The organism is Streptomyces sp. NPDC002588 (genome assembly GCF_040295925.1).
Classification (GTDB): Bacteria; Actinomycetota; Actinomycetes; order Streptomycetales; family Streptomycetaceae; genus Streptomyces.
This window is the reverse complement of the sequence record NZ_JBEOWF010000032.1, coordinates 56532-73271: the sequence shown is the minus strand read 5'-3', so window position 1 is coordinate 73271 and position 16740 is coordinate 56532. Positions and strand designations below refer to the sequence as shown.

The following is a 16740-nucleotide window of genomic DNA, read 5'->3' as shown; positions in this document are numbered from 1 at the left end:
CCGTCCCGCGGCCCCCGGTACCTGGCCGAAAGCGCTTCAGTCCAGCGTAGGGGCCCTTGTCCCCAGGGGATTTCGGGGAGGTTTCACCTCCGCTAAGCGGGCGAACCGGCGGCCGGCCCGGCCGGATTGTCAGTGGTGGGCGGCAAGCTGGGAGGTGCGCCGTCACGGGGCGGCGCACGCGCCGGCCGCGGCGCGTGGGAGACGACGCCGACACGGGGAGAGCCGACCGATGCCCACTGCCGTACTGACCGACCGCGAGCGCACCGCCGTCCAGGCCTATCTGCGGCTGCTGCACACCGTGCGGGCCGCCTTCGGCGACGAGTTCGGGGAAACGGGCGGTGACACCTCCGGTCCACCGCACGACGGACTGCCTCCGACGGTCCCGCCCGCCGTGCTGGCCGAGGCGGACCGGGCCCTGGCGGAGGCGGGCCTCCTGGGCCACGAGGCGGAGTTCTTCGAGCTGCTGGGCAGCTGGTGCCCGACGCCCTGAGGCGAGGGCGCGGATTCAGGCGTGGTGGACGGTGACCGCCGTGGCCACCAGACCGCCGCGGACGGTCCAGCGGCCGTCGAAGTGACCGAGCCGGTGGCCGCCGACCACCGGTCCGGGGACGAGGAGGCGGGCGCGGAAGGTGCCGTCGGCCCGCCCGGCGGGGCCGGCCACGACGTCGATGTCGGCCTCGCTGAAGTCCAGCCACTTCCGGGTGAGGGGGAACCACGCCTTGTAGACGGACTCCTTGGCGCTGAACAGCAGCCGGTCCCAGTGCACGTCGGGCCGGTCGCCGCCGAGCCGGCCCAGCCGCTCCACCTCGGCGGGCAGCGCGACGCTGGAGAGGACCCCGTCCGGGAGCGGCGCGTGGGGTTCCGCGTCGATGCCGAGGGAGGCCAGGTCGGCGGCGCGGACCAGCGCCGCGGCGCAGTAGCCCTCGCAGTGGGTCATGCTGCCGGTCAGCCCGGCAGGCCACCGCGGGGCGCCGCGCTCGCCGGGCAGCACCGCCTGCGCGGACACACCGAGCTTCTCCATCGCGCGCCGGGCACAGGAGCGTACGACGGTGAACTCACGGCGCCGTTTCGCGACCGCGCGTGTCACCAGGGCCTCCTCCTCGGGGTACAGGGGGCCGGCGCCGAACTCGCGCATCCCCTCCTCCCCGAAGGCCTCGACGGCCACCACGGACTCCGGCAGCAGTTCCCCGATCATCGGTGGAAGCCTCCCTTCGCCGGCGTCCCGCTCTCCGGGTCCGCGGGCAGGATGCGGCGCAGCCGGCCCGGTGGCGTCGACCGGGTGCGCCACTCGCGCGGGTAGCCCACCGACACCTCCTCGAAGCGGACGCCCTCGTGCCAGGTGGTCCGCGGGATGTGCAGATGGCCGTAGACCATGGCGGCGACCGGGAAGCGGCGGTGCCAGTCCGCGGTCAGCCCGGTGCCGCACCACATGGCGAACTCGGGATGCCACAGTACGTCCATCGGGTGGCGGTGCAGCGGATAGTGGTTGACGGGGACGACGGGCAGGCCGGCGGGGAGTTCGGCGAGCCTGCGTTCGGTCTCGGCGACCCGGGCCCGGCACCAGGCCTCGCGGGTCGGATAGGGGTCGGGGTGCAGCAGGTACTCGTCGTTGCAGACGATGCCGGTCCCCTCCGCGTACGCCAGCCCCTCCGCCTTGGTGGCGCAGCCCGCCGGGAGGAACGAGTAGTCGTACAACAGGAACAACGGCGCGACGGCGACCGGGCCGCCCGGGCCCTCCCAGACCGGGTAGGGGTCCTCGGGGGTGACCACGCCCAGGTCGCGGCAGACCTCGACGAGATGCTCGTAGCGGGCGACGCCGCGCAGGGTGACGGCGTCCTTGGGGTGGGTCCACAGTTCGTGGTTGCCGGGGGCCCAGACGACCTTGCGGAAGCGGCTCGCGAGGGTCTTCAGCGCCCACCGGATGTCCGCCACGTTCTCCGAGACGTCCCCGGCCACCAGGAGCCAGTCCTCGTCCGTCTCCGGCGCCATGCGCTCGACCAGGGCGCGGTTCTCGGGATAGCTGATGTGGAGATCACTGATGGCGAGCAACCGACCCGCTCCACCGGCCGTCGACGTCACCCTGTGCCCCCGTTCCCGAACTCGCGAAGGTCACCACGACAACACATTCACGTGCCCGGGACAAGGCAGAACCCGGTCGCCGACGGTCGGTTCACTACCCCAGCTCTCGACATTCGTGAACAAGATCAGAAAATCCGTAACACGGGCGTTGCACGCGGGACCCCCGGGAAGCCGTATGATCGCCCCAACACCACCGCCATGGATGCCCCTTCAGCAGGGCGGTTTGGTGACCCTCCATTCCCCCTGCCCGGGCCGGGCCTGCTTTGCCCTGCCCGCGAACCGTGAAAGGCGGCCTCGCATGGTCTCTCGCGTACGCGTCTGGCTCAACCGCACGTACGCGGAGAACGTCTTCTTCGTGGATCAGCTGCGACGAAATCCGAGCGATCGCGCGGTCGAGATCCATGCGACGCACGGCGACGCCGACTCTCCCGTCCTGGCCTCCGCCGACACCGCCGAACTCGAGCCGGAGGGCCTGTCCCCCGCCGCCTACGTCGAATACGCCCTGGACCAGTGCCAGCGCCGCGGCATCGACGTGTTCGTGCCCCGGCTGCAGCAGGCGGCGATCGTGGCGCACCGCGCGGACTTCGAGGCGATCGGGACGGCCCTGCTGGCGCCGACGCCCGAGGCCGTTGCCGTGTTCGAGGACAAGGTGACCGCCTACGAGGCGGTGCAGGCGATCGATGTGCCAGTGCCGCCGTGGTACCGGGTCCGTACCGCCGACGAACTCGTCGTCGCCGTCGAGGAGTTGGAGGAGGCCGGGCACAGGGCGTGCTTCAAGCCGGCGTCCGGCGCGGGCGGGGTGGGCTTCCGGGTGATCACGCGCTCCCCGTTCTCGCTCATGCACCTCAGCGGCTTCCCGACGCCGTACGTCCAGCTGGACCTGGTCGTCGAGGCGCTGAAGCAGGCCGAGGAAGGCGTGGACTGGCTGGTGATGCCCCGTCTGGAGCAGCCGGAGGTGTCCGTGGACTGCCTCACCGGCCCCGACAACCGCCTGCGGATGGCGATCGGCCGCACCAAGAACGGCCGCCGCCGCGGCTTCACCCTGCACGAGCAGTGGCTCGAGCCGGCCCGGCGCATCGCCGAGGGCTTCGGACTGCACTACCTGTCCAACATCCAGTTCCGTATGTTCGGCGACCAGCCGGTCCTGATGGACGTCAACACGCGTCCGGCCGGCGGGCTGCACCAGCTGTCCCTGTGCGGGGTCAACGCCCCCTGGGCCGCGGTGCAGTTGGCACTCGGCGAGGACCCGGGCGAGGTCGTGCCGCCGTTCCTCGGCCAGGACTACACGGTGGTGTCGGGGCCGCGGCCGCTGCGGGCGGTCTCGGTGCCGCACCAGCGGCTCGAGGAGACGGAGCCCCTGCTGCCGGCCGTTCCCGCCCCCGCCGACTCCGTCGAGGTGAGGTCGGCCGGAGCGGCGCAGGCCCTGCCGCTGTAGGTCACCCGCGAGAAGTACTCGTCTCACCGGTATGGACCAATCTCGCCCTTCTTCTTGACAGGCGGATTGGTCCATACCAACTTTGTTTGCGCACCCCTTTGCATCTTCTGCACTCCCGAACGCCCCCACCTCTTCAGGGAGATCGCGTGCGCACCACACTTCTCCGGCGTTCCAGACGCCGTCTCCTCGCCCTCCTCGCAGCCGCCGCACTCGCCGTCACCGGGGCGATCGCCCTGCCCGGCACGGCACAGGCCGCCAACGTCCTCACCAATCCCGGCTTCGAGTCGGGCAGCCTCTCCCCCTGGTCCTGCACCGGGAACCTCGGCTCCGTCGTCTCCTCACCCGTGCACGCCGGTTCCAAGGCCCTCGCGGGGGCGGTGAGTTCGAGCGACAACGCCCAGTGCAGCCAGACCGTCTCCGTGCAGCCGAACACCGCGTACACCCTGAGCGGCTGGGTCCGGGGCTCCTACGTCTACCTCGGCGTCGACGGCGGCGCCTCGACCTGGACGACGTCGCCGTCGGCGTACAGCCAGCTGTCGGTGGCCTTCACGACCGGTGCCTCGCAGACCAGCGCCACGATCTATGTGCACGGCTGGTACGCCCAGGGCACCTACTACGCCGACGACATCGGCCTGGACGGCCCGGGCGGCGGCGGAGGCGGCTCGGACACCCAGGCGCCGAGCGCGCCCACCGGCCTGACCTCCACCGGCAAGACGTCCTCGAGCGTGTCGCTGTCCTGGAACGCCTCGAGCGACAACGTGGGCGTCACGGCGTACGACGTCTACAGCGGATCCGCGCGGGTGCTCAGCGTCTCCGGGACCTCGGGCACGGTGAGCGGGCTCTCCCCGAGCACCGGTTACACCTTCTCGGTGAAGGCACGCGACGCCGCCGGCAACACCTCGGGCTCCTCGAACCAGGTGTCCGTGACGACGAACGCCGGCAGCGGCCAGACCGCCTTCAAGCAGGCCGCGCCCTATCTCTACGAAGGATGGGGCGACCCGCCGAACGTGAGCACGGTGATGAGCGCGACCGGCGTCAAGTGGTTCACCATGGCGTTCATGCTGGACGGCGGCGGCTGCAACCCCATGTGGGACAGCACCCGTCCGCTGACGGGCGGCGTCGACCAGAGCGTGATCAACCAGGTCCGTTCGGCGGGCGGTGACGTCGTACCCTCGTTCGGCGGATGGCAGGGCAGCAAACTCGGCGCCGGCTGTTCCTCCGCGAGCGCGCTCGCGGGCGCGCTGCAGAAGGTGATCGACGCCTACTCGCTCAAGGCGATCGACATGGACATCGAGAACACGGACGAGTTCGAGAACGAAGCCGTGCAGGCACGGATCCTCACCGCGCTCAAGACGGTGAAGGCCGACAACCCGGGCCTGAAGACCATCGTCACCTTCGGAACGTCGACCACCGGTCCGACGTACTACGGCAACCGCCTCATCGAGCAGGCCAAGTCGCTCGGCGCCGACATCGACGTCTTCACCATCATGCCGTTCGACTTCGGCGGCGGCTCGGACATGTACGGCAGCACCGTGAACGCGACGGAGGGGTTGAAGACCAAGCTGAAGTCCACCTTCGGCTGGGACGACGCCACCGCCTACGCCCACATCGGCATCTCCGGCATGAACGGCCTGTCCGACCAGCAGGAGAACACCACCCCGGCGATCTGGACGCAGATCCGCGACTGGGCCAACTCCCACCACATCGCCCGGCTCGCCTACTGGGCCGTCAACCGCGACCGGTCCTGCCCCGGCGGAGGTGTGGTGAGCAACTGCTCGGGCATCAGCCAGAGCACCTGGCAGTTCACCTCCATCACGGCGGGCTTCACCGGCTGAACGGCCGGAACCGACCGCGAAGTCCCCCGGATCCGGATCCGGGGGACTTTTTTTCCGCAGGGGTGTATCAGGGCCCCGGCCGCGTGCTCATAAGGGTGTAGCCGTGAGGGCCACCGGGGATCAACGGGGGCACGGGGGAGTACGGGGGACCCCGGTGGGCCCGCGGCACAGCACAGTGGTTACAGCGATCCATGGGGAAGCACCGAGGGATCGACGGGGAAGGCCGGGGACCGACGGGGGTTCTCCGGTCACGGGGGATGGGGTGGGCGGCCGTTGTCACGGGGAGCGGCCGCCCACTCCTCTTTTTTGCGTCCCGCACCGGACCCGCTCTTGCCGCATCAGAAGCGGCCCGCTCCCCGGTACAGCTCCAGTTCGCCGTCGAGCTCCACCGCCAGCACCGTGGCGTACGGGTCGAGGTCGGCCTCGGCCGGCGGGTCGATCCACAGCACACCGACCGCCTCGTGCAGCCCGCCCACCACCCGGTGGCCGAGTTCCGTGCCGGTACCCAGGACGGTGACCCTGCGGACCGGCGTCACCAGACCGCGCACCCCGATCTCCGCGCGCGGGATGTCGAACAGAGTGAGATAGAGGGTGCGTCCGTCGGCGGACAGGGTGCTGGGCCCGTAGTGGTGCCCGGCCGGCAGCCCCCGTACCGTCCCGTACACCGCGTCCGCGTGCTTGCGGATCCACTCCCCCAGCCCCTCCAGGCGCTCGACCTGCGGCTGCGGGATCGTGCCGTCCTCCATCGGGCCGACGTCGAGCAGCAGATTGCCTCCGCCACCGATGGTCTCGGTGAAGTAACGCACCAGCTGGGCCAACGACTTGTGGTTGTGGTCGTGGTGCTGGTAGCCCCAGGAGTCGTTGATCGTCAGGCACAGCTCCCAGGGGCCGTCCGGCGGCACGATGGGGGCTCCCTGCTCGGGGGTGGCGTAGTCGCCCTCGCTGAGCATGCGCGCGTTGAACACGACGTGCGGCGAGTACGACCGGATGAGCGCGGCGAGTTCGGGGATGCGCCACTGCTCCTCGCTGCGGTCCCACTCGCCGTCGAACCACATCAGATCGGGCCGGTAGCGGGAGGCCAACTCCCGGATCTGACCGTCCCGGTAGGCGATGAACCGCTCCCAGGCCTCCAGGTCCTCGTCCTCCGCGGAGCACTCGGAGTAGCGGTTGTCCTCCATCTCCGGCGGACGGCCCGGCTTGCGGGTGGTGGCGTAGTCGGGGTGGTTCCAGTCGGAGTGGGAGTAGTAGAAACCGACCTTGAGACCCTTCTCCCGCACGGCGTCGACATAGCCGGTGAGGTAGTCCTTGCCGAGGTTGAGGTCCCCGAACTCGGTGTCCCACAGCGCGACACCGTCGTGATGACGGGTCGTCAGGACCGCGTACCGGGCACCCGCCCGGGCGAACAGGTCCGCCCAGGCCTTCGGGTCGTAGTGGGCGCCGGTGAACCGGTCGAGCTGGGACATGTACCGGTCGTGCGGCACGATGTCGTCGTAGAACGACCAGGACTCCTGGACGCCGTCGACGGCGTAGATCCCCCAGTGAACGAAGATCCCCAACTTGGCGTCGGTGAACCAGGGCTGCATGGGCACGGCTGAACTCCTCGGCGGGACGGGCGACTTCGGACGCGAGAGAGGAAGAGGAGGCAGTGGAGGTAGAGGAGGAACGCGGGCGGGCACGGCGGACCGTGCCCGCCCGCGAAGGGCCGGGCCCTACCGGCCGCGCCGCAGACGCAGCGTCAGGACCTGGAAGGGGCGCAGGGACACCGCGACGCCGCCGTCGCCGGTGACCACCGCCGTCTCCCCCTCGAGGGGCCGCTCCAGCAGGTCGGTGACCTCGGCGCCGGCCAGCGCGAACCCGGCGCGCAGCACGCCCTGGGCGCGGCCGCCGCGGGACTCGTACAGCCGCACCACCACATCGCCCGACCGGTCGTCGGCCAGCTTGACCGCCTCCACGGTCACGCCGTCGCCGTCCACCGAGACCACCGGCTGCGCGGCGCCCGCCGACTCCGCGACGCGCAGCGGCAGGTTGAGGGCGTAGCCCTCGGCGACCGCGTCCCCGATCGTGGCGCCCGGCAGCAGGGAGTACGTGAACCGGTGCCGGCCCTGGTCGGCCTCGGGGTCCGGGATGCGCGGGGCGCGCACCAGGCTGAGGGCGACCGTGGTCGTCGTACCGCCGTCCTCACGGACCGTACGGGAGACGTCGTGGCCGTACGTCGAGTCGTTGAGGACCGCGACGCCGTAGCCGGGCTCGGCGATGTGCACCCAGCGGTGGCCGGAGACCTCGAAACGGGCCGACTCCCAGCTGGTGTTGGTGTGCGTGGGGCGCTGGACGTGCCCGAACTGGATCTCGGCGGAGGAGTGCGCGGCCCGGACGTCGACCGGGAAGGCCGCCTTGAGGATCTTCTCTGCCTCGTGCCAGTCGATCTCGGTCTCGATGTCGACACGGGGGCTGCCGGCCCGGACCGTGATCCTCTGGGTGAGGGTCGAGCCCTTCCCGAAGGAACGGGACACGCGGATCGAGCCGAGCAGCGGGTCGTCCTCGACGACGGTGACCGAGTCCGGGTCCAGGAGGTCGGTGAAGCGGTTCTTGTAGTGCTTGTCGATGTCCCAGGCGTCCCAGTAGTTGGGCAGGTCGGTGTGCAGACGGAGCAGGTTGCCCTGGCCGGCGAGGACCTCGCGGTTCGCCCGGATGTCGTATACGGAAGACAGTGTGCCGTCTTCCGCCACCTGCACACGGACCAGTCCGTTGTCGAGGATCCGGCCGTCGGAGACCGTCACCGGCTGCGGCGAGGCGGCCGTGGCGGAGGCTTCGGCGGAGACGGCTAGGGGCGCGCTGCCGCTCGCGGGCACCTCGACGTACGCCGGTGCGCCCGCGGAGGTGCGGATCACCTCGGCGCGGCCGTAGGGGCTGGTGTTGAACACCCGGGTCCCGCCCGCGCCGAGCGCCGCGACCGCCTCGGCCGTCAGCGCCTCCAGTTCACCGGCGACGCGCGCGTACTCGGCCTCGGCCTCGCGGTGCACCCAGGCGATCGACGAGCCCGGCAGGATGTCGTGGAACTGGTGCAGCAGCACCGTCTTCCACAGCCGGTCCAGCTTCTCGTACGGGTAGGCGTAGCCGGGCGCGTGCAGGGCGGCCGTCGTCGCCCACAACTCGGCCTCCCGCAGCCTGTGTTCGCTGCGCCGGTTGCCCTGCTTGGTGCGGGCCTGGGAGGTGTAGGTGGCGCGGTGCAGCTCCAGGTAGAGCTCGCCGACCCAGACGGGGGCGTCCGGGTACTCCTCGCGGGCCTTGGCGAAGAACTGGTCCGGGTGCTCGACGACGACCTTGGGCGAACCCTCCAGGTCGGCGAGCCTGCGCGCCCGCTCCATGATCTCGCGAGTGGGGCCGCCACCCCCGTCGCCCCAGCCGAACGGGGCGAGGGAGCGCGTACCGCCGCCCTTCTCGGAGTAGTTGCGGACCGCGCGGTCCATCTCCTCGCCGCTGAAGCGGGCGTTGTAGGTGTCGACGGGCGGGAAGTGGGTGAAGATGCGGGTGCCGTCGATGCCCTCCCACCAGAAGGTGTGGTGGGGGAACTTGTTGGTCTGGTTCCAGGAGATCTTCTGGGTGAGGAACCAGTCGTTGCCGGCGAGCTTGGCGAGCTGCGGGTAGGCGGCGGTGTAACCGAAGGAGTCCGGCAGCCAGACGCCCTTCGTCTCCACGCCGAAGTGCTCGATGAAGAACCGCTTGCCGTGGATCAGCTGGCGGGCGATGGCCTCGCCGCCGGGCAGGTTGCCGTCGGCCTCCACCCACATGCCGCCGACCGGCGCCCACTGGCCCTTCTTCACCGACTCCTGGATCCGGGCCCACACGTGCGGGTAGTTGTCGCGCACCCACTCGTACTGCTGCGCCTGGGAGCAGGCGAAGATGAAGTCCTCGTACTCGTCGGCCAGCGAGGTGACGTTGGAGAAGGTGCGGGACGTCTTGCGCTTGGTCTCGCGGATCGGCCACAGCCAGGCGGAGTCGATGTGCGCGTGTCCGACGCCGGAGACGGTGTGGGCGCTGGCGTGCGCAGGGCGGGCCAGGACGGGGGCCAGTACCTCGCGGACGGCGGCGGCGCTGCCGGAGATGTCGTCCAGGTCCAGGGCGTCCATGGCCCGGTCCAGGGCATGCATGATCTCGTGGCGGCGCGGCTCGTGCTCGCCGAGGTGGACCATGAGCTCGCGCAGCACCTGGAGGTCCAGGTCGAGGTGCCAGACCTGCTCGTCGAGGACGGCGAGGTCCGCGCGGCGGAATGTATACAGTGGACGGTCGCCTGCCGTCAGTACATCGCCGAGCGGTGTCGGCTCCGCGAAGTCGTTCGCCAGGATGTCCGGGTTGGAGGCCGCCTCGACCAGGTAGTCGATCTGCTCGCCGCCCACCACCGGGTTGCCGATCGGCACGTACTGGTTGAGCGGGTTGACCGCCTTCAGCGGCGTCCCGTCGGTCAGGTGGACCAGGGCCTCGGCCTGGTTGCCGGGCCAGTCCCCCACGAACCCGAGGTCGATGACGGCCTCGACGCGCCGCCCCGCCCACTCGGCGGGCACCTGTCCGCGCATCCGGAACCAGGTCGTGCCCCACGGCGGACCCCAGGGGGTGTCCATCGCGAAGGGCGCGTACGGCGCGGCGGCGGCCTCCTCGAACGGAACCGGCTCCCCCGGCGCCTGCCACGCCTCGACCTCGAAGGGGACGGTGGCCGCGTAGATCGCGGGCTTGACGCGCTGGTTGTGGACGCGCTCGACGCGCTCCTCGATGCGGCGGCGTTCGTCGTGCATGAAAGTTCTCCAGGGAGGGAGAGGGCGAGCTTGAGGGAGAGAGCGGTTGTCAGGGAGGGCGGTTGTCAGGGAGGGAAAGCCGGGGAAAGCGCTTTCTGGGCGGTCGCTACTTAAGGTACGCCAGACCGGGATGGACCTCGGTGTAGCCCTCGACCAGCTTGCGGGCGACGTTCACGGAATCGACCAGCGGGTGCAGCGCGAAGGCCTTGACCGCGGCGGCCCGGGAACCGGACCCGGCGGCCGCCAGCACCTCGCGCTCCACCGCCTTGACCGCGCACACCAGTCCGGTGGCGTGGCCGGGCAGCGGATCGACCGCGACGGGGTGGGCGCCGTTGGCGTCGACGAGGCACGGGACCTCGATCACGGCGTCCGCGTCGAGCGCCGACAGGGTGCCCTGGTTGCGCACGTTGAGGATGAGTGTGGTGCGCTCGTCGCGGGCGATGGCCCGCATCAGCGCGAGGGCCACCTTCTCGTAGCCGCCGGAGAGGTCGTCGGCTTCGCGCTCGCCGGCGCCCGCCGTCTCCCGGTTCTCCGACATGTAGGTGGCCTCGCGCTCGGCGCGGGTGCGGTCCCAGGCGGTCAGGGCGGCCGCGCCGGGGTCGCGCATCTCCTCGTAGAAGCGGTCCTGCTGCTCGCGCAGGAACGCGCCGCGGGTCTTCTCGGCCTGCTGGTAGGCGCGGACGGCCTCGCGGTTGAAGTAGTAGTAGTGCAGGTACTCGTTCGGGATCGCGCCGAGCGACTGGAGCCAGTCGACGCCGAACAGCTTGCCCTCCTCGAAGGAGCCGAGCAGGTCGGGGTCGGCGAGCAGCCTCGGCAGCTCGTCCCGGCCCGCGACGCGCAGGCCGCGGACCCAGCCGAGGTGGTTGAGGCCCACGTAGTCGATCCACGCGTCCTTCGGGTTCGCGCCGAGCACCCGCGCGATACGGCGGCCGAGACCGACCGGCGAGTCGCAGATGCCGATGACACGGTCGCCGAGGTGGCGGGACATGGCCTCGGTGACCAGGCCGGCCGGGTTGGTGAAGTTGATCAGCCAGGCGTCGGGGGCGAGGCGGGCGACGCGCCGTGCGATGTCCACCGCGACCGGGACCGTCCGCAGACCGTAGGCGATACCGCCCGCACCGACCGTCTCCTGGCCGAGGACGCCCTCCGCCAGGGCGACCCGCTCGTCGTTCGCGCGGCCCTCGAGGCCGCCGACGCGGATCGCGGAGAAGATGAAGTCGGCGCCGCGCAGGGCCTCGTCGAGGTCGGTCGTGGCGGTCACGGTGGGGGCACCGGGGACGTCGGCGGCCTGTTCGGCCAGTACCCGGGCCACTGCATACAGTCGACTGTCGTCGAGATCGTGCAGAACGACCTCCGTGACCCGCCCCTCGCCCCGGTCGCCCAGCAGCGCCCCGTAAACGAGCGGCACCCGGAACCCTCCGCCGCCCAGAATCGTCAGCTTCACGCTTGCACCTTTCCTGCCACGATCACCTCGACGCCCGCCTCCTCCAGGGAGGACCGGGTCACCGGGTCGACCGGCGCGTTCGTCACCACCACGTCCAGGTCCTCGGGACCACAGACCTTCGCCATCCCCGTACCCGGGAACTTCGCCGCGTCGGCGAGCAGCACGACCTTCTCGCTCGCCTTGATCATGGCGCGCTTGACCGGCACCTCGACGACCGTCGTGTCCATCGCCTGCCCGCCCGGGCGCACTCCACTGGTGCCGAGGAAGAGCCAGTCGGCATGCAGCTGCCGCAGATTGTCCTCGGTGAGGAAGCCGACCAGGGAGCGGTACTCACGGCGGACCATCCCGCCGAGCAGCACCAGCTCGATGCCCTCGTCGTCGGCGAGCTCCTCGTAGACCACCAGGTTGCTGGTGATCACGGTGAGCCGCCGGCCGTGCAGACAGCGGGCCAGCCGGTAGGCGGTGGTGCCGATGTCCAGCAGCACCGACTGACCGTCCTGCACCAGGGCCGCCGCGCGCGCGGCTATGGCGTCCTTCTCGGTCACCCGCACCTCGGCGACCTCGGCGAAGGGCTGGTCGCCCTCGTCGACGACGGCACCGCCGTGGACCCGGGTGAGCAGCCCGTCCTCCTCGAGTTTGACCAGGTCGCGCCTGATCGTGGCGGGGCTCACGCCCAGCTGCTCGGAGAGATCGGTCACGGCCGCGGGGCCACCGGAGCGCAGAGCCCGCAGGATGAGTTGATGTCGTCGTTCTGCCAGCACGCCGCGAACACTACTCGTCATCTTCAATCATTTCTATGCTCAGTTCTGCTCGGGTATTGACCAACGGCGACGATCGGCGCACGATTCCGGTCACCGAATTGAAGAGTTTTGACGATCTACCCCCACGCTCCCCCCACGCACCCGACATCCCGAACCCGAACCCGAACCCGAACCCGACGAGAGGACGTTCCCGTGGACGACGACCGGCCCGATGTGCTGCTGACCGGGCTGCTCTTCTACGATCTCGTCCTCACGGGGCTGGGCGGGCCGCCCACTCCGGGTGAGGAGATCTGGACGTCCGGCATGGGCTGCGGCCCGGGCGGGATCGCCAACCTCGCGGTGGCCGCCTCCCGCTTCGGCCTCAGAACCTCCCTGGCCACGGTCTTCGGTGACGACTTCTACGGCACCTACTGCCACGAGATCATCGGCGGCAGGGAGGGCGTCGACCTCTCGCTGTCCCGCGTCGCCGAGAACTGGCCCACCCCCGTCACGGTCGCCCTCGCGCACGGCAACGACCGCGCGCTGGTCACCCACGGCCAGGAGCCGCCTTACTCTCAGGACGTGCTGGTGGGCGACCCGCCCGAGGCGCGCACCGCCCTGGTCCACCTCGAGGCCGAGCCGCGCGCGTGGCTCGCGAAGGCGGCGGCGAACGGCACGCAGATCTACGCCGACGTCGGCTGGGACCCCACCCAGGAGTGGTCCACCGACCTGCTCGAGCAGCTCGCCCTGTGCCACGCCTTCCTGCCCAACGAGACCGAGGCGATGGCCTACACCCGCACCGACAGCGCGGTCGCGGCCCTCGGCACGCTCGCCGAACTGGTGCCTGTGGCGGTGGTCACCCAGGGCGGCGACGGCGCGATCGCGGTCGATCAGACGACCGGCGAGTACGCGGAGGTTCCGGCCCTTGACATCGATGTCCTGGACGCCACGGGCGCCGGTGACGTCTTCGGCGCCGGCTTCGTCGCGGCCTCGCTCGGCGGGTGGCCGCTGGAGGAACGGCTGCGGTTCGCCGTCCTGTCCGCCGGCCTGTCCGTCCGCCACCACGGCGGGGCGCTCGCGGCGCCCGGCTGGTACGGCGTCGACCGCTGGTGGCGGTCGGTGACCGATCCCGAGCTGAAGCGGGCCTACGGCTTCCTCGCCGACCGCATCCCGGCGGACGTCGGGCCGCCCGTGCGGTACGCGCCGGTCACCCCGCCCGCCCCGCGGCCCTGACCGTCCCACGATTCATCCCCCTTTGCTTGCCCCTGGTTGTACAACCCGTCTGCGAAGACGCGAACAGATCCGAAAGGCGGTGGGAGCGTTGCGGCTCTCACGAAGAGGCCTCCTGCGCGCCGGACTGGCCGGTACGGCCGCCACGGCGCTCGGCGGCCTGACGTCCGGCTGTGCCGTTCCGACCGGTTCGACCGGCCGGAACATGGTCCTGTGGTACTGGGACGGCGGCCTGGGCGACACGGTCGTCGAGAAGGCCAAGGCCCGGTACGGCAGCTCGGTCGACCTCAAGGCCATCAAGATCGGCGGCTACTACCGCTCGAAACTGATCACCACGATGGCCGGCCGTGCCCACGTCCCCGACGTGGCGGGCCTCAAGGGCGAGGACATGGCGTCCTACCTGCCCAACGCGGACCAGTTCGTGGACCTGCGCACACTCGGCGCGGAGAAGTACAAGAGCCGGTACCTGGACTGGAAGTGGAACCAGGGCATCGCCGACGACGGCACGATGATCGGCTTCCCCATCGACTGCGGCCCGGTCGCACACCTGTACCAGTACGACGTCTTCCGCAAGGCGGGGCTGCCGTACGAACCGGCCGACGTGTCACGGGAGTTGAACACCTGGGAGAAGTTCTTCGCGGCCGGTGAGCAGCTGAAGCAGCGGATCCCGGGAACCTATCTGCTGACCGATGTCCAGTCCGTCTTCGAGAACGTCGTGCAGCAGGGCAGCAGACGGTACGTCGACAAGGACCGGCACTTCATCGGCGACCAGGAGCACGTGCGCGGCGCGTGGGCGCTCGCCGTGGAGGCCAAGCGCCGCCGGATCGTCTCGGACCTCGTCACCGGCACCCCCGACCAGCTGTCGGCGATCCAGGACGGCAAGCTGCCCAGCCAGCTCGGCGCCTCCTGGGCGACCAACGACCTCAAGAACGGGGTCCCGAAGACCAAGGGCCGCTGGCGGGTGGCCGACATGCCGGTACGGCCCGCCAACAACGGCGGTTCCTTCCTGTCGATCACCAAGGCGTGCCGGGAGCCCGAGCAGGCCTTCCAGATCATCAGCTGGATGCTGGACGCGGCCAACCAGGCGCAGGGCTACGTCGACGCGGGCCTGTTCCCGTCCACCCCCGCCTCCTACAGCCTGAAGCAACTGCGCGAGCCCGACGAGTTCTTCGGCGGCCAGGTCACCATGGACGTCTTCGGGCCCGCCGCGCAGAAGATCGTGGTCGCCTACAACAGCCCGTACGACGTGGCGCTCGGCCAGCCGATCAAGGACGAGATCAAGAACGTCGGCGTCCTCGGCAAGAACCCCGACCAGGCCTGGAAGGACGCCATGAGCAAGTGCCGGCGGATCGCGGACCACCTGGGGGTGAGCCACTGATGGCCACCGCCCTGGAGAAGCCCACGGTCACCGTGGAGCGGAGCTCGACTCCCCCGCCCCGCAAGGGATTCCGCAAGTACTGGCATCTGTACGCGGCGATCTCGCCGTTCTATCTGCTGTTCCTCTGTTTCGGTCTGATACCCGTCGGCTTCTCGCTGTATCTGTCCTTCCACCGCTGGGACGGGCTCGGCTCGATGGAGTGGGCCGGTCTGTCGCAGTACAAGTACCTGCTGAGCGACAGCGACTTCTGGAGCTCGATCGGCAACACGATCATCATCTGGGCGCTGGCCACCTTCCCCATGCTCTTCCTGGCGATGGTGACGGCCGTGATGCTCAACTCGGCGGTCCGTTTCAAGAACGCCTACCGCCTTGCGTTCTTCCTGCCGAACGTGACCTCGGTCGTGGCGGTCGCGATCATCTTCGGCTCGGTGTTCTCCACCAACTTCGGCCTGGTGAACGCCCTGTTGCAGGCCGTGGGGCTGGACCAGGTGGCCTGGCTGAACACGCCGTGGGGCATCAAGGTCGCCATCGCGACGCTGATGACGTGGCAGTGGACCGGCTACAACGCGATCATCTTCCTGGCCGGACTGCAGACGATCCCCGGTGAACTGTATGAAGCGGCCCGGATGGACGGCGCCGGCCCGGTGCAGACGTTCTTCCGGGTGACGCTGCCGCTGATGCGGCCGGTGCTGCTGTTCGTGCTCGTCATCTCCACGGTCACCGGTCTGCAGAGCTTCTCCGAGCCGCAGGTGCTGCTGCAGAACACCTCCAACGACTCGACGTTCTCCGGCGGTCCGGACCACGCCGGCCGGACCATGGTCCTGTACTTCTTCCAGCAGACCTTCGACAACAACGACTTCGGCTACGGCGCCGCCGTGGCGTGGGGCATCTTCCTCGTCGTCGTCCTCTTCTCGATCATCAACTGGCGCCTGGTGCAGCGCCGGGGCGAAGACTAGGGAGGCCTCACCACCATGGCATCCATCAAGGGTTCCCGGCGTCGCGGCGTCGCCCTGCACGCGAGCCTGATCGTCGGCGTCCTGCTCTCGGCCTTCCCGTTCTACTGGGCCGTGATCATGTCGACGCACACGTCGAGCGAGATCTTCTCCTACCCGCCGAAACTGCTGCCCGGCGGCCACCTCCTCGAGAACATCCGCAGCCTCTTCGACAGCATCGATTTCTTCGGCTCGATGTTCAACTCGCTGCTGGTCGCGTGCTCGGTGACCTTCCTGGTCCTGTTCTTCGACTCACTGGCAGCGTTCGTCTTCGCAAAGTTCCAGTTCCCGGGCAAGCGCTTGCTGTTCGCCCTGCTCATGATCATCTTCATGGTGCCGGCGCAGCTCCAGGCCATCCCGCAGTTCGTCATCATGGCGAAGCTCGGCTGGATCGGCTCGATGACCTCGCTGATCGTGCCGGCCGCCGCCAACGCCTTCGGCATCTTCTGGATGCGCCAGTACATGAAGGGCGCCATCCACGACGAGCTCCTCGACGCCTCCCGCATCGACGGCGCGAACTTCCTGCGCCAGTACTGGCACGTCGCCCTCCCGGTGGTCCGGCCGGGCCTCGCCTTCCTCGGCATCTTCACCTTCATGGGCCAGTGGAACGACTACGCCTGGCCCCTGATCGCCCTCACCAACCCCGACAACGTCACCCTCCAGGTGGCCCTGTCCCAGCTCAACGGCACACACGGAACCACGGACTACGGAATGGTCATGACCGGCGCGCTGCTCGCGCTGATCCCCCTGCTGATCGTGTTCGCGGTCGGCGCCCGCCAGATCATCGGGGACCTCGCCAAGGGAGCGATCAAGTGACGCA

At 70.0% G+C, this 16740-nt stretch carries 13 protein-coding genes; 7 read left to right on the top strand and 6 right to left on the bottom strand.

The genetic code is table 11. The features are described 5' to 3' along the window. Positions 1-229: 229 nt before the first annotated feature. Complete coding sequence (locus ABT057_RS31715) at positions 230-490, top strand: hypothetical protein (RefSeq protein WP_352347075.1); 261 nt, start codon at positions 230-232, stop codon at positions 488-490. Positions 491-505: 15 nt separating this feature from the next. Here ABT057_RS31715 and ABT057_RS31710 read toward each other — a convergent pair whose 3' ends face one another. Both ABT057_RS31710 and ABT057_RS31705 read right to left on the bottom strand, forming a co-directional pair. Continuing rightward, positions 506-1195 (bottom strand): 4'-phosphopantetheinyl transferase family protein, encoded by a 690-nt coding sequence (locus tag ABT057_RS31710; RefSeq protein WP_352347074.1) that lies wholly within the window; start codon positions 1193-1195, stop codon positions 506-508. Then, positions 1192-2079: a metallophosphoesterase family protein gene (locus ABT057_RS31705; RefSeq protein ID WP_352347073.1), complete on the bottom strand. Its 888-nt coding sequence runs from the start codon at positions 2077-2079 to the stop codon at positions 1192-1194. The genes ABT057_RS31710 and ABT057_RS31705 overlap by 4 nt, the downstream gene beginning before the upstream one ends. A gap of 298 nt (positions 2080-2377) precedes the next feature. Between ABT057_RS31705 and ABT057_RS31700 the strand changes: the two genes are divergently transcribed. Next, complete coding sequence (locus ABT057_RS31700) at positions 2378-3514, top strand: ATP-grasp domain-containing protein (RefSeq protein ID WP_352347072.1); 1137 nt, start codon at positions 2378-2380, stop codon at positions 3512-3514. Between the two features lie 146 nt (positions 3515-3660). Beyond that, on the top strand, positions 3661-5349 hold the full coding sequence (locus tag ABT057_RS31695; RefSeq protein ID WP_352347071.1) for a carbohydrate binding domain-containing protein: 1689 nt from the start codon (positions 3661-3663) through the stop codon (positions 5347-5349). A gap of 338 nt (positions 5350-5687) precedes the next feature. Here ABT057_RS31695 and ABT057_RS31690 read toward each other — a convergent pair whose 3' ends face one another. The 4 genes from ABT057_RS31690 to ABT057_RS31675 all read right to left on the bottom strand — a co-directional run bounded on the left by ABT057_RS31690 (position 5688) and on the right by ABT057_RS31675 (position 12341). Beyond that, positions 5688-6938 carry an alpha-L-fucosidase gene (locus ABT057_RS31690; protein WP_352347070.1) on the bottom strand — a complete coding sequence of 417 codons (1251 nt, stop codon included), beginning with the start codon at positions 6936-6938 and terminating at the stop codon, positions 5688-5690. Between the two features lie 120 nt (positions 6939-7058). Then, complete coding sequence (locus ABT057_RS31685; RefSeq protein WP_352347069.1) at positions 7059-10136, bottom strand: alpha-mannosidase; 3078 nt, start codon at positions 10134-10136, stop codon at positions 7059-7061. Between the two features lie 106 nt (positions 10137-10242). Beyond that, positions 10243-11580 (bottom strand): 6-phospho-beta-glucosidase, encoded by a 1338-nt coding sequence (locus tag ABT057_RS31680; RefSeq protein ID WP_352347068.1) that lies wholly within the window; start codon positions 11578-11580, stop codon positions 10243-10245. Next, positions 11577-12341 carry a DeoR/GlpR family DNA-binding transcription regulator gene (locus tag ABT057_RS31675; RefSeq protein ID WP_352347128.1) on the bottom strand — a complete coding sequence of 255 codons (765 nt, stop codon included), beginning with the start codon at positions 12339-12341 and terminating at the stop codon, positions 11577-11579. Before ABT057_RS31675 ends, ABT057_RS31680 begins: the two co-directional genes overlap by 4 nt. Before the next feature lie 192 nt (positions 12342-12533). Between ABT057_RS31675 and ABT057_RS31670 the strand changes: the two genes are divergently transcribed. The 4 genes from ABT057_RS31670 to ABT057_RS31655 all read left to right on the top strand — a co-directional run bounded on the left by ABT057_RS31670 (position 12534) and on the right by ABT057_RS31655 (position 16736). Further along, positions 12534-13553, top strand: a complete 1020-nt coding sequence (locus tag ABT057_RS31670; protein WP_352347067.1) for a carbohydrate kinase family protein — start codon at positions 12534-12536, stop codon at positions 13551-13553. A gap of 88 nt (positions 13554-13641) precedes the next feature. Next, positions 13642-14928 carry an ABC transporter substrate-binding protein gene (locus tag ABT057_RS31665; RefSeq protein WP_352347066.1) on the top strand — a complete coding sequence of 429 codons (1287 nt, stop codon included), beginning with the start codon at positions 13642-13644 and terminating at the stop codon, positions 14926-14928. Beyond that, positions 14928-15884 carry a carbohydrate ABC transporter permease gene (locus ABT057_RS31660; protein ID WP_352347065.1) on the top strand — a complete coding sequence of 319 codons (957 nt, stop codon included), beginning with the start codon at positions 14928-14930 and terminating at the stop codon, positions 15882-15884. The genes ABT057_RS31665 and ABT057_RS31660 overlap by 1 nt, the downstream gene beginning before the upstream one ends. A gap of 15 nt (positions 15885-15899) precedes the next feature. Continuing rightward, positions 15900-16736, top strand: a complete 837-nt coding sequence (locus ABT057_RS31655; protein WP_352347064.1) for a carbohydrate ABC transporter permease — start codon at positions 15900-15902, stop codon at positions 16734-16736. The last annotated feature ends 4 nt before the right edge of the window (positions 16737-16740 follow it).

Excerpts from the sequence above, each read along its gene's own strand:
- ABT057_RS31715 (WP_352347075.1), top strand. The coding sequence starts at position 230 with ATGCCCACTGCCGTACTGACCGACCGCGAGCGCACCGCCGTCCAGGCC.
- ABT057_RS31710 (WP_352347074.1), bottom strand. The coding sequence starts at position 1,195 with ATGATCGGGGAACTGCTGCCGGAGTCCGTGGTGGCCGTCGAGGCCTTC.
- ABT057_RS31700 (WP_352347072.1), top strand. The coding sequence starts at position 2,378 with ATGGTCTCTCGCGTACGCGTCTGGCTCAACCGCACGTACGCGGAGAAC.
- ABT057_RS31685 (WP_352347069.1), bottom strand. The coding sequence starts at position 10,136 with ATGCACGACGAACGCCGCCGCATCGAGGAGCGCGTCGAGCGCGTCCAC.
- ABT057_RS31660 (WP_352347065.1), top strand. The coding sequence starts at position 14,928 with ATGGCCACCGCCCTGGAGAAGCCCACGGTCACCGTGGAGCGGAGCTCG.
- ABT057_RS31655 (WP_352347064.1), top strand. The coding sequence starts at position 15,900 with ATGGCATCCATCAAGGGTTCCCGGCGTCGCGGCGTCGCCCTGCACGCG.